We start from the raw sequence: 12,888 nt of genomic DNA, 5'->3' as shown, positions 1-12,888 counted from the left end.
TGAGACTGACAAGGGAAAGTGTGTCTGACGACGCCCACGCTTCCGGCGCCTAACCCAAGGGAAAGGCGCCAGTCAGTCTCACGCAGGCGCCAGCTTTGGCTCCGCGAACCGATGATCGGGGTCGTCATTGACCTGACACTGTATAGGCAATTCCGGCGCCAGCGGACCGTTGGCGACTCAACTCATTGTTTTCACAATAATTTTGTCGCATTTCAGCCATTGCCCAATTTTGTCGCAATGTATATTTGAGCAGCAAAAGGCGCCGCTAAAAAAGATATTGCGCTGCAAAAGAAGGCAGCGCCCTGCTCTGTCACGACCCGCGCCGAGTGAAAGCGGCGAGCCACTCCCGCCACTGCGCCGGGTCGAAATCACAATCGAAAAAGGCGGGCGCCGAGGGCGCCGGCGAGGCGCCGTCCTGCGGCCAGAACGCATGCTGCGCCAACGCGGCTTGAGCGTCCGACGGCTCGGTCTGCCCGCAGGCGGCGATCAGCACATAGAGCCAGAGCGCCTGCGGGGCGGATAGCGCGGTGGCTTCGGCGTCAAGCCGCAGCCAGGGCGAGGACCTGCCGTCCTTGCCCAGCACGGCGGCGACCATGTCGGGCGTGACCGCGCCGCCCAGCCCTTCCGCGATCAGCCGGCAGAATTCTTGTGCATTTTCCGGCAGGTCGCCCCAGAGCGCGGCGCGGCGCAGGGCGCGGGCGGCGGCGCGCGGCCGCTCGGGCTCAGCGCGCGCGGTCTCGCCGAGGAAAGCCAAAACTTTTTCGGGGCAATCGGGCGTCAGAGCGCGGCAAGGATGGAGAATTTCCGCTGCGCCCGATTGCCGCGCCAGCGAATTCCACGGCTCGCCGACACAGAAGCCGTTGACGAAGCCGCCGCGCAGGCTTTCCTCCATCAAGGGCGGCGGCGTGACGGTGAATCGGACGCCCTCGGGATCCACTCCACCCGAGCGCATCCACAGCTTCAGCTGATAATGATGGGCGGAATAGGGAAAGACATGGGCGAAGCGCAGCGCCGGTAAGCCTTTGCCGCGCCGATCCGCGACCAGCGCCGCCAGCGCCCGCGCGGTGACGACGGGATCAGCGGCGTCGCCATAGATTTTTTCGCGCAGGGCTTCGGCGAGGGCCGGCGCGACGGAAATGGCGTTGCCGTCGAGCCCCAGCGCGACAGCGCCAATCATCGGCGCTGCGAAACCGTCGAGGCCAAGCGTCGAGGCGACGACCGCCGGCGCGAGCATTTGGGCGGCGTCATAGATGCCCAGCGCCAGCTTGTCGCGCAGATTGGCCCAGGAGGTCTCCTGGCAAAGCTCAAAGGCGAGCCCCTCGTCGCGATCGAAGCCTTTCGCGGCGGCGACGAAGAGCAGGCCGGCGTCCGTGAGCGGCATGAAGCCGATGCGCAGGGTCTGGGTCATTTCAGCAGTTCCGCGGCGGTGATGATGGAGCGGGCGACATCGACAATCTTCTTGCCTTCATTCATGGCCACCTTGCGCATCATCGCATAGGCCTGCTCCTCCGAAATGGACTTGGCCTTCATCACCAGCCCCTTGGCCTGGTCGATGGCCTTGCGGTCGGCGAGTTGGCTGCGGGCCTGGGCAAGCTCTTCGCGCAGCCGCGCGAAGGCGTTGAACCGCGAAACGGAGAGATCGACAATGCTCTTCACGCGCTCCTTCTTGAGCCCGTCCACGACATAGGCGGAGACGCCGGCGTCGATGGCCGCCGCGATCATGCTGGTGTCGGAGCTGTCGGCGAACATGGCCACGGGCCGCGCCTCGGCGCCGCTGATGCGGATCATCTGTTCGAGCACGTCGCGATTCGGGTTTTCCAGATCGATCAGGACGATGTCGGCGTCGATGCCGCGCAGGCGCTGTTCGAGATCGAGCGAGGACTCGAGCACCGTGACCTGATGATGGCCCGCCTCGCGCAGACCGTCGCGCAGGATCGCCGTGCGCACGGGGTTCTGGTCAACGATGACGATACGGAAGTCTTTGTCCGACACGAGGATCCTGAATCTGTTGGGCGGGGATTATAGCCGCCGCGCAGGCCCGCGCCAATCGCCGCTTTCCGGGTCAGCAAGGTTGCATGTCAGGCTGGCTGCGCCGCCCGCTGCTCGGCCAGCGCCCAGTCTTCCTCGGCGAGGCGGCGCAGCGCCTGAGCCTCGCGAAGGACTTCGTCGCAGCGCTGGCGCAGGGCGGCGAAAGCAGTTTCGTCAACGCCCTCGCCCGGTTCATCCGGAGCGCAGGGCGCGGGGGCTGGAAGCGCGAGGTCGAGCGCCACCATCGCCGCGCGACGGGTCTCGTCAAGCAGGCGCTGGCTCGCCAGCGGTTCTAGATCGTCGCGGCGGTTGCGGATCAGCAGGCGCACGGTGACGATCTGCGCGGCCGCGACATAGGCGGCGGCGATCAGCTTGCTATATCCCGGCCACAAATCGCGCCGCGCCGCCGGATCGGCGCGCATGCGCCCCGCCGATTCGCCCAAGGCGGAAAAGGCCTCCATCAAATTTTTGCGCGCCAGACGGTAATCCTGTTCCGGCGCGTCCCAGCGCAGGGCGCGGTCGGCATAGCGATGCAGCGCGCTCAAAAATCCCTTGGCCACGCCGGGCGCGGTCTGGCTCTCCCATTGCGGCAGCACGAAATTGAACAGGAAGGCGACGCCAGCGCCGACCAGAGTGTCGATGAGGCGCGCGGCCACCGGCGGCGCCTGGACAGGGTCGATCAGATGCAGGCCGAGCAGCGCCATCACCGTCGCGGCGATGGAGGTCACCCGGTAATCGACCCTCACATAGGCATGGGCGACGGCAACCGCGAACAATTGCACCCCGAGCAGCAGGGGCGACGAGCCGATCCAGAGCAGGACGCCGGCGAGGCCACAGCCGAGGATCGAGCCGAACAGGCGCTCGTCGCGCCGCTGCCGCGTCGCGCTATAGCTCGCGCGCATGATCACCGCGATGGTGAGGATGATCCAGTTGCCATGTTTCAGGCCCGGAACAAGCTCGATCAGCGCATAGCCGAACCCCAGCGCAAGAGCGAGGCGCAAGGCATGCCGGAAGACGGGCGAGGACCAGCGCCATTGGTCGACGATTGCTTGGGCCGTGACTCGCAGCGGCGGCGCGAATGCGCGCATGTCGAGCCCAGCCATCGCCTGTTCCGCGAGCTCCTGGCGATTCAGCAGGCACGGCAGCCTGGCGAGATGGGAAAGCGCCAATCCCACGCGGGCGCGGGTCAACCGCGCCGCCCGCAGCACTTCCGGATCCGCGCCAGGCTCCGCTTCGAGCGCGGCGATCTGGCGCGAGAAAAAATCGAGCGCCGCTGTGCGGTCCGGGAAAGTCAGATTATCGCCGCCCACCACCAGATCGAGCGCCAGCGCGTCGAGATCGTCGGCGAGTTGAAGCAGGAAGCGCTCCATCTGTGCGGCGAGGCCATTGGGAGAATCAGCAAGGCGCAGCGGCGCATGATCGGCCAGCGTCGAGACAATCCCGTCAAAGGCCTCCAGCACTGCGGCGAGCGCCGCGATGAGCCGCGTCGCCTCGGCGCGATCGGCGGCCGAGACGATAAGGCTGCGCGCTGTCTGCAAATGATCCGAGAAGGAAGCCTGAAGCTCCACGACCTTGAGGCTGACTTCGCCCTCGTCGGCATCCTTGCGATAGAAGCCGGCGACGCCGCGAAGGAAGGACGCGAATTCGCGCAAAACCTCGGCAAGCGTCAGCCGCCGCCCGGACATATCGGAGACGCGCGTAAGCGCCAGCGCGATAGGCACATAGAGCGCGCCGCCAAACGCCGACATCGTCACATAATGGAGGCGTTCGACGAGATCGGCGGCGGGCGCCCCGAGGGTGAAGACCATCGACAGCAGGGTCAGCACCGAAAGGGGAATGGCCCAGCGGCCGAGCGCGATCAGCAGCCCGGCGGCGAAGCCGGTCAGGACCACAACCGCGCCTTCCATCAGCGGCGCCCCGCCGGCCAGCGCCGTCGCCAGCGCCGCCGCCGTCGAGCAGATCCAGGCGAGCGGCAGGATGCGCAGCTTGGCCGCGAAGGGCGTCGAAGTGTCGCCGATGGAGACGCAGAGCGCGCCCGAGGCCGCAGCCATGCCCGGCAGGAAGCCGAAGGCCGCCGTCGCGATCAGGCCGACGAGCAAAACGCCGACCGCGACGACGAGCCCGTTCAGGATGTGATGCCCAAACATATATTTGAGGAGCCGGGACCTTACGCGCATCGGCGTTCCAACCTCGATGCGGCGGTCAAGCCTGATCGATCAGCTTCGCCAGCCGCAGCAGCGCCAGTTCATAGCCCTGCGCGCCGCAACCCGCGATGACGCCGTCCGCCCGCAGCGAAACATAGGAATGATGGCGGAATTCCTCGCGCTTGTGGATATTCGAGATATGCACCTCGATCACCGGCCCCTCGAAGGCGTTGAGGGCGTCGAGCAGCGCCACCGAGGTATGGGTGAAGGCGCCCGGGTTGATGACGATGCCCCCCGCCCTGCCGCGCGCCTCATGGATCCAGTCGATCAGTTCATATTCGCGGTTGCTCTGGTAGAAATGCAATTCGAGCCGCAACTCATTCGCGCGGGCGCCGCAGGCGCGCTCGACGTCGGCTATGGTCTCAGCGCCATAGATATGCGGCTCGCGCTTGCCGAGCAGGTTGAGATTGGGTCCGTTCAGCACATAGACGAGGCGGCTCATCCGCAAACCCTCCCTGCGCCGCGCGTCTGCCACGCGACTTTGTTTTCCGGCCGGCGCAAATTCTTCCGATTGAGTCGCCGCCGCTGGCGCAGTCTATAAATATTTGTCCGGAAACCAAGGGCGTTCGGCCGACCGGCGCTATGCGGGCGGGAAATTTATTGTTTGCAGCGGGAAAGATTTCGGCGGGGCAAGCCGGTCTGACAGGGCGCAGCCGTCGGCGGAGTAGGTCCAACAGGAGACGCCGGCTGTCGGGGCAGCCGGCGAAGTTTGGGGTCGCGAACGCCCGGCCCTATCAGGCGGGGGCGCCCTCGCCTTCAAAAGCGCGCACCCACATGGCGCAAAGGCCGGAGCGCACGATATCGTCGAGTTCAAACTCGATCACCGGCACCGGCAGGCCATGCGCGCGGATCAGGTCGATCATCCGGCGCAGGCCGGAAGCCTGCTGAATGTCGCATTGATTGACGTCGCCATTGACGACGCTCACGCAATTTTCGCCGACGCGGGTGAGGAAGGTCTTGATCTCGGCGACCGAGGTGTTTTGCGCCTCGTCGAGCAGGATGAAGGCGTTCTTCCACGAGCGCCCGCGCATGACTTCGAAGGGCACCATTTCAATATCGCCGCGTTTCAGCGCGATATCGAAGGGCGCGTCGCCGATCCGCTCCTTGATGGCGTCCGCGATCGGAACGGCCCAGGGCGCGAATTTGTCTTGCAGGGAGCCGGGGAAAAAGCCGAGCGAGCGGCCGCAGGGCACATTGGGGCGGGTGAGGATGATTTTTTCAATCTGGCCGGCGCGGTAGAGATCGGCGGCGTGGGTGGCGGCGATCCAGGTTTTTCCTGTTCCAGCGGGGCCGAGCACCACAATCTGCTGGCTGGACCTGAGGGCGGCAAGATATTGCGCCTGGGTTGGGTTGAGGGCCTTGATGGGGGGAAGGACGCGCGTATTCTGGAACTTGTTTCCTTTGAATTCGATGATTTCGGCGTCTCCGTATTGACGGGAATTGCGGCTTCTCTTTCGGTCCAGTTGCTTGCCCACGCGCTGACTCCTCAAGATGTGAATCGACGGGCGCGCCTTCCGCTCAAGGCGGACTGCACGATGAAGGGATATGCGACACGACTGGTAATAAAGCGGGAGCGGCTAGTGCGCTGATCTTTCTGAGTGACGCCATCGTCTTCTCCTCGCTACTTAAATGTTAGGCGATTCGCGCCCAATACAAAGTTAATTTTTCATTTTTTCGCAGCGAATATGTTTGCGAAATTATTGGCGCCGGCGAGTCCGGCCAATGGGCGTCCCTGACCGCGACTGGATGCGCGATGAACCGGGCGTCTGGCGAAGCTTCGTCGCCCTAGGTCCAGCGCCTGTTCCGGTCTGGCCAGGCCAAAACGCGTGAAGTAACCTTGGCGGCATGAAAGACTTGGCTGAAGCCCCCAAATCGACCTTCGCAGGGCCGGGGTTGAGGCCGACGGCGGCGCCACGATACGAACCAAGGGGCCGGGGTCACGGCGGATATTGCGAATCGCGACGCAGGCGGCGAATATCCGCCAACCTTAGTCGGGGCATTAAGATTTGAGCAGGTTGAACATGGACTGGCTTCCGGGCTGGAACACTACTGACGGCGCCGCGCTTGGAGCCACCATCTGCTTTTGGTCGTCAGTGGTCTTGGGCATGACCACTGTCGGCGTGAATGTGATTTCTCACTATTACAGCGAGCGAAAGGACGAGCTCGCTGAAGCCGACCGCAGGAGCGCGGCGACAATCGTATCGGGGAAGCTCGACGAGGCCCGGGAGCGGGCGTCGAACGCCGAGCACAAGGCCGCCAAACTGGAGGGGCAGCTCGCGCAGCGGACACTTTCCCCAATGCAAAGGGAAATTATCACTGATGCGATTGCCCCCTTCGCTGGCGCGAAAATCTTGATCCTGGCTCCGATGGGAGACGCCGAGGCCGACACATTCGCCGATGAATTTGTCACCATTTTCAAGGGCCAAGGCTGGCTTGTGGAAAGCGGAGACGTCATGCAGGCGCCAATAATGAGCAGTCCATCGTCGCCTGACGTTGAAGTCGCCGTGAATGAGGCCGACAATATTGCGCACCGACTTCCGCCGGGTGCGGGTCCCTTGATTGATGCGATAGTCGCGTGCAACCTTGCGCCAATGGGGTACAAGTCTGACCACCTGACGTCTGGTCAGGTCTCGATTACGATAGGTCACAAGCCGCAACGGGATGCCCCCTAGGCGCGCGTCATATTGTCACTTCCCCAATAGAGGCACCACCGTTTCCACCCAGTCGTCGACGGGCGCCCGCTCTCACGCGTTCGGCAAATTGCGCGCCAGCGCCTCCAGCACCGCCATGCGGACGGCGACGCCCATCTCGACCTGCTCGCGGATCAGGCTGTGGTCGCCGTCGGCCACGCTGGAATCGATCTCGACGCCGCGATTCATCGGGCCGGGATGCATCACAAGGGCGCCCGGCTTCGCATAGGCCAGCTTGTCCTCGTCGAGGCCGAAGAAATGGAAATATTCGCGCGTCGAGGGAATGAAGGCGCCCTGCATGCGCTCGCGCTGCAGGCGCAGCATCATCACGATATCGGCGTCGCGCAGCCCGTCGCGCATATTATTATAGACCTCGACGCCGAGCTGGCCGATTCCGGTCGGCATCAGGGTCGAAGGCCCCACCACCCGCACCCGCGCGCCGAGAGCCGAGAGCAGGATGATGTTGGAGCGCGCGACGCGGGAATGCAGCACGTCGCCGCAGATGGCCACGACCAGCCCTTCGACGCCGCCCTTGGCGCCACGCATAGTGAGCGCATCGAGCAGCGCCTGGGTCGGATGTTCATGGGCGCCGTCGCCGGCGTTGACCACGGCGCAATCGACCTTGCGCGCCAGCAGATGCGCGGCGCCGGCCTGATGATGGCGCACCACGATAATGTCGGGGTGCATGGCGTTGAGCGTGATCGCGGTGTCGATCAGCGTCTCGCCCTTTTTCACCGAAGAGGTCGCCACCGACATATTCATGACGTCGGCGCCGAGGCGCTTGCCGGCCAGCTCGAACGAGCTTTGCGTCCGGGTCGAGGATTCGAAGAACAGGTTGATCTGGGTGCGGCCCGAAAGCGTGGCCTTCTTCTTCTCGACCTGGCGCGACACCGAGACCGCCTCCTCCGCCAGATCGAGCAGATGAAGGATGTCGAGCCGGGACATGCCCTCGATGCCCAGGAGGTGCTTATGGGAAAAGGAATAGCCGGGAATGGACATTTTTCAGGCTCTATCCGAAGAAAAGGCCGGCGACAAGCGCCGCCCAAGTCCTGCGCAAAATTGAGGCGCGCCGCAAGGACCATTTGACAGATCAAGCCCGCTCCCCCATTTTCCGGGCCATTCCGGCTGCCGGGGGGGTAGCTCGACAAGAATTGCGGGCCGGTCGCCCGCCCCTTGGGGTCAAAGCATGGACGTCGTCATCGTCGAATCGCCCGCCAAGGCCAAGACGATCAACAAATATCTCGGCAAGAATTTCGAGGTCATCGCCTCATTCGGCCATGTCCGCGACCTGCCGGCCAAGGACGGATCGGTCGATCCCGCCGACGATTTCAAAATGCTGTGGGAAGTGGACGGCAAGGCCGGCAAGCGCCTGTCCGACATCGCCGCCCTTGTGAAAAACGCCGACCGAATCGTCCTCGCGACCGACCCTGACCGCGAGGGAGAGGCCATTTCCTGGCACGTTCTTGAGGTGTTGCGTGGAAAACGCGTGCTGAAGGACAAGCCGGTCGAGCGCGTCGTCTTCAACGCCATCACCAAGGACGCCATCCTTGAGGCGATGAAGCACCCCCGCCAGATCGACGAGAGCCTGGTGGAGGCCTATCTCGCCCGCCGCGCGCTGGATTATCTGGTCGGATTCAATCTCTCTCCGGTGCTGTGGCGCAAATTGCCGGGCGCGAAATCCGCCGGCCGCGTGCAATCGGTCGCGCTGAGGCTGGTCTGCGACCGCGAGCTTGAGATCGAGAAATTCGTCGCCCGCGAATATTGGTCGCTGGTGGCGCATCTGCGCAACCAGGCCGACGCGCCCTTCATCGCCCGTCTCGTCGGCGCCGATGGCAAGAAGATCACGCGCCTCGACATTGGCGCGGGGGCAGAGGCCGAGGCCTTCAAGCGCGATCTGGACAATGCCGCTTTCAGCGTCGTGTCCGTTGAGGCCAAGCCGGCGCGGCGGCATCCCTACGCCCCCTTCACGACCTCGACGCTGCAGCAGGAAGCCTCCCGCAAGCTCGGCATGGCGCCGGAAATCACCATGCGCCTCGCCCAAAAGCTCTATGAGGGCGTGGATCTCGGCGGCGAGACCGTCGGCCTCATTACCTATATGCGAACCGATGGCGTCGATGTCGCGCCTGAGGCTATCGCCGCCGCTCGCGCCGTGATCGGCCGCGAATTCGGCGACAAATATGTGCCCGGCGTCCCGCGCAAATATCAGGTCAAGGCCAAGAATGCGCAGGAAGCGCATGAGGCGATCCGCCCCACTGACATGTCGCGGCTGCCCAAGGACATGGCGCGCCATCTCCAGCCCGATCAGGCCAGGCTTTACGAACTGATCTGGACCCGCATGGTGGCGAGCCAGATGGAATCCGCCCTGCTGGAGCGCACCACGGCCGAAATTCAGGCCAAGGCCGGAGCGCGCACGCTCGATCTCCGCGCCACCGGCCAAGTCGTCCGGTTCGACGGCTTCCTGAAGCTTTATCAGGAAGGCAAGGACGATGAGGAGGACGAGGAGTCCGGCCGCCTGCCCGCCCTGTCGCAGGGCGAGGCGCTGAAGAAAGACCAGATCGACGCCACCCAGCATTTCACCGAGCCGCCGCCGCGCTATACCGAGGCGACCCTGGTCAAGCGCATGGAAGAACTGAGCATCGGCCGTCCCTCGACCTATGCCTCGACGCTCGCCGTGCTGCGCGAGCGCGACTACGTGAGGCTGGAGAAAAAGCGTCTCGTCGCCGAGGACAAGGGACGGCTGGTCACCGCCTTTCTGGAAAGCTTTTTTGGCCGCTACGTCCAATATGACTTTACCGCCGCGCTGGAGGAACAACTCGACCGCGTTTCCAACAACGAGGTCGATTGGAAGGACGTGCTGCGCGATTTCTGGCGCGATTTCTCCACCGCGCTCGACGGCACCAAGGATTTGCGTACAACGCAGGTGCTCGACAGCCTCAACGACCTGCTGGGGCCGCATATTTTTCCGGCCAAGGAAGACGGCTCCAACCCTCGCGCCTGCCCGTCCTGCGAGAATGGCCAGCTGTCGCTGAAGCTCGGCAAGTTCGGCGCCTTCATCGGCTGCTCGAACTATCCCGAATGCAAATTCACGCGCACACTGTCGGATCGCGGCGAAGCCGCCAAAGGCGCGGAAGGCGACCGGCCGGGCGTAAAGGTTCTGGGCGAGGACCCCGCGACGGGGCAGGAAATCTCGCTGCGCGATGGCCGCTTCGGGACCTATGTCCAGGAGGGCGAAGGAGAAAAGCCGAAGCGCTCCTCCCTTCCGAAGGGCCTCAAGCCCGAGGATGTGACGCTTGAAAAGGCGATCGCCATGCTCTCGCTGCCGCGCGAAGTAGCGAAACATCCCGAGAGCGGCGAGCCGATTCTGGCCGGCATCGGCCGTTACGGCGCCTATGTCCAGCACAAGAAAACCTACGCCAATCTGGGCAAGGACGACGACGTGCTCGAGATCGGCGGCAATCGCGCCATCGACCTCATTGTGACCAAGGAAGCCGGCGGCGGCCTGCGCGGCGGGGGCGGCGGCGATATCCGCACCCTCGGCGACCATCCCGAGGGCGGCGCGATTTCCCTGAAGGCGGGGCGGTTCGGGCCCTATCTCGCCTGGGGCAAGGTCAACGCCACGCTGCCGCGCGGCACCGACATGACCGGCCTGACGCTCGACGCGGCGGTCGAGATCCTCAAGGCCAAGGCTGCGGGCGCGCCCTCAGACGGGCGGCTTCTCGGCGAGCATCCGGACGGCGGCAAGATCGCCGCGCGCGCCGGCCGGTTCGGACCTTACGTCTCGTGGGAAAAGGTCAATGCGACCCTGCCGAAATCCGTGACCCTGGAAGACGTCACGCTCGAGCAAGCGATCCGCTTCATCGAGGACAGGATCGCGCAGGGCGGCGGCAAGGCCCCCAAGAAGCCGGCGAAAAAAACGTCCGCCAAGACGGCGACGGCTAAAAAGCCAGCGGCGAAGAAGCCCGCCGCGAAAGGCGCCAAAGCCAAGCCGGACATTATCGATTCCGACGAAACGCCCTTTGAGGCGGACGGCCCGGCGAAAAAACCCGCGACGAAAAAGGCGGCGGCGAAGAAATAGCTCGCCGCGCTTAGCCCTCGCCGCCTTTTCAGCTCGCTTCCGCCCCCTCCGCCTCGATGGGATGGGCGCGGAAATGATCGCGGGCTTCGTCCTCGTCCAGACTGAAATGGACCAGGCGGCTATTGACGCCATGGGCCACGAGGACGCGGCGCACCTCGCGAGACGCCCCGCTGACATAGAGCCTGACGCCGCGCCGGCGCTCGCGTTCGACGAATCCATGCAGGGCATGCGCCGCCGCGCCATCGGCAAGCGGCACGCGGGTGAGATCGAGCACAAAGGCCTTGGGACGCCGCCCGATCTGATCGAGCGCGGCGGCGACCATGCTGACAGCGCCGAAGAAAAACGGCCCGGAAATGCGATAGACCACAAAATCCGGGTCGCGGATGCGCTCCCGCTGCTCGGTTTCGACCTCGTCGACCATGTCGTCGTCGAGGATCGCCTCCTGCTTCTCGACCGCCACGATGCGCGCCATGCGATGCATGAAGATCAGTGAGCCGAGCGTCACGCCCGCCGCGATGCCGAGCGTGATGTCATGGGCCACGGTCAGGATGGCGGTGGTGAAAAGCACGACCGTCTCGCCGGAATCATATTTGATGATGGTCGCGATCTGGTCGCGCTCGATCATGTTCCACGACACGATCACCAGCACCGCCGCCAGCGCGGCAAGCGGAATATAGCCAGCCAGCGGCGCCGCCAGCAGCATGAAGCCCAGCAAGAAGACCGAGTGCAGAACGCCCGCGATCGGACTCCGCGCCCCGGCGCGAATATTGGTCGCGGTACGGGCGATGGCTCCGGTGACGCAGAGCCCGCCGAACAGGGCCGAGGCGATATTGGCCCAGCCTTGCGCGGTCAGCTCGCAATTGGAGCGATGGCGCCGTCCGGTCATGCCGTCAGCCACCACCGCGGAGAGCAGCGACTCGATGCCGCCGAGGACGGCGATGGCCATGGCGGCGGGAATGAGGCCCAGCCAGTCGCTCACGCTGACATTTGGCAGGCTGGGCGCGGGCAACATGCGCGGCACGCCCCCGAAGCGCGTGCCGACGGTCTCGACAGGCAGGCTGAAGAAATAAGTCGCGGCCGCGGCGAGCGTCACCGCGATCAGAAAGCCCGGCAGGCGCGGCGCGATTATGTGCAGCCCGATGATGAGCGCCAGGCAAGTCCCGGCGACGCCCACGGCCTGTATATTGGCGCTGTCCCGCGCCGCCCATAAGGCCTGGACCTTCGGAATGAATTCCGCCGGCTCGTGCGCGAGTTTCAGGCCGAACAATTCATGCAGCTGGCTCGCGAAAATGATCAACGCGATGCTGGCGGTGAAGCCGACCGCGACCGAATGCGGGATATATTTGATATAGGTCCCCAGCCGTAGATAGCCGATCAGCAACAGGAAGGCGCCGGCCAGAATGGTGGCGGCGAGAAAGCCGGAATAGCCGAATTTCTCGATCGTGCTCGCAACGAGAACGATGAAGGCGCCCGCCGGGCCGCCGATCTGGAAGCGGCTGCCGCCCAATACAGAGACGACGATGCCGCCGACGGCGGCGGCGAAAAGGCCAGCCTGCGGCGGCGCGCCGGAGGCGATGGCGATGGCCATTGACAGCGGCAAAGCGACGATGGCGACGGTCAGTCCGGCGATGACGTCGGCGCGAAAGTCCCTGGCGCCATAGCCCTCGCGAAAAACCGTGACCAGTTTCGGCGTGAAAAGATCCGCGAAAGATTCGGCTGCGACTATCTTCCGCCCGGACGAGGGAGGCATGGCGTTCATGGGGCGACTCAATGGGGAGTGCGCCATGTTCGCGCCTGCAAAGCAAAATTGCCAGAAAAAGAATGATCGTCCCGCCGCGTTTAAGCCTGGGTGCGCCCGGCGGAGGGCGATCACGATGATCTGCGCGCTCGC

9 protein-coding genes are annotated in these 12,888 nt (G+C 64.6%); 2 read left to right on the top strand and 7 right to left on the bottom strand.

What is annotated here, in order from left to right; genetic code table 11:
• Positions 1-310: 310 nt before the first annotated feature.
• The 5 genes from QZ409_RS16960 to QZ409_RS16940 form a co-directional block, all read right to left on the bottom strand.
• Positions 311-1,408 (bottom strand): CmpA/NrtA family ABC transporter substrate-binding protein, encoded by a 1,098-nt coding sequence (locus tag QZ409_RS16960; protein WP_296713641.1) that lies wholly within the window; start codon positions 1,406-1,408, stop codon positions 311-313.
• The gene (locus tag QZ409_RS16955; RefSeq protein ID WP_296713639.1) at positions 1,405-1,992 is read right to left on the bottom strand and encodes an ANTAR domain-containing protein; all 588 of its coding nucleotides are present in this window, start codon (positions 1,990-1,992) and stop codon (positions 1,405-1,407) included. Before QZ409_RS16955 ends, QZ409_RS16960 begins: the two co-directional genes overlap by 4 nt.
• A gap of 86 nt (positions 1,993-2,078) precedes the next feature.
• Positions 2,079-4,205, bottom strand: coding sequence for an FUSC family membrane protein (locus QZ409_RS16950; RefSeq protein ID WP_296713636.1), 2,127 nt, complete (start codon positions 4,203-4,205; stop codon positions 2,079-2,081).
• A 25-nt stretch (positions 4,206-4,230) separates the two neighbouring features.
• Positions 4,231-4,674, bottom strand: coding sequence for a type II 3-dehydroquinate dehydratase (gene aroQ / locus QZ409_RS16945; protein WP_296713634.1), 444 nt, complete (start codon positions 4,672-4,674; stop codon positions 4,231-4,233).
• 292 nt (positions 4,675-4,966) lie between these two features.
• Entirely contained in the window at positions 4,967-5,647 is a 681-nt protein-coding gene (locus QZ409_RS16940) for a PhoH family protein (protein WP_296713686.1), read from the bottom strand.
• Between the two features lie 606 nt (positions 5,648-6,253).
• Between QZ409_RS16940 and QZ409_RS16935 the strand changes: the two genes are divergently transcribed.
• Complete coding sequence (locus QZ409_RS16935) at positions 6,254-6,904, top strand: hypothetical protein (protein ID WP_296713632.1); 651 nt, start codon at positions 6,254-6,256, stop codon at positions 6,902-6,904.
• Positions 6,905-6,976: 72 nt separating this feature from the next.
• Here the strand turns inward: QZ409_RS16935 and QZ409_RS16930 are convergent, their stop codons facing one another.
• Positions 6,977-7,921, bottom strand: coding sequence for an aspartate carbamoyltransferase catalytic subunit (locus QZ409_RS16930; RefSeq protein ID WP_296713630.1), 945 nt, complete (start codon positions 7,919-7,921; stop codon positions 6,977-6,979).
• 187 nt (positions 7,922-8,108) lie between these two features.
• On the opposite strand from QZ409_RS16930, the gene topA reads away from it, so the two are divergent.
• Positions 8,109-10,997 (top strand): type I DNA topoisomerase, encoded by a 2,889-nt coding sequence (gene topA / locus QZ409_RS16925; RefSeq protein ID WP_296713628.1) that lies wholly within the window; start codon positions 8,109-8,111, stop codon positions 10,995-10,997.
• Positions 10,998-11,025: 28 nt separating this feature from the next.
• Here the strand turns inward: topA and QZ409_RS16920 are convergent, their stop codons facing one another.
• The gene (locus tag QZ409_RS16920; protein ID WP_296713626.1) at positions 11,026-12,756 is read right to left on the bottom strand and encodes a SulP family inorganic anion transporter; all 1,731 of its coding nucleotides are present in this window, start codon (positions 12,754-12,756) and stop codon (positions 11,026-11,028) included.
• Positions 12,757-12,888: the final 132 nt, after the last annotated feature.

The organism is Rhodoblastus sp., from assembly GCF_019449565.1.
Lineage (GTDB): Bacteria > Pseudomonadota > Alphaproteobacteria > Rhizobiales > Beijerinckiaceae > Rhodoblastus.
Note: the sequence above shows the minus strand (reverse complement) of the source record. Positions and strands in the feature narration are given on the sequence as shown.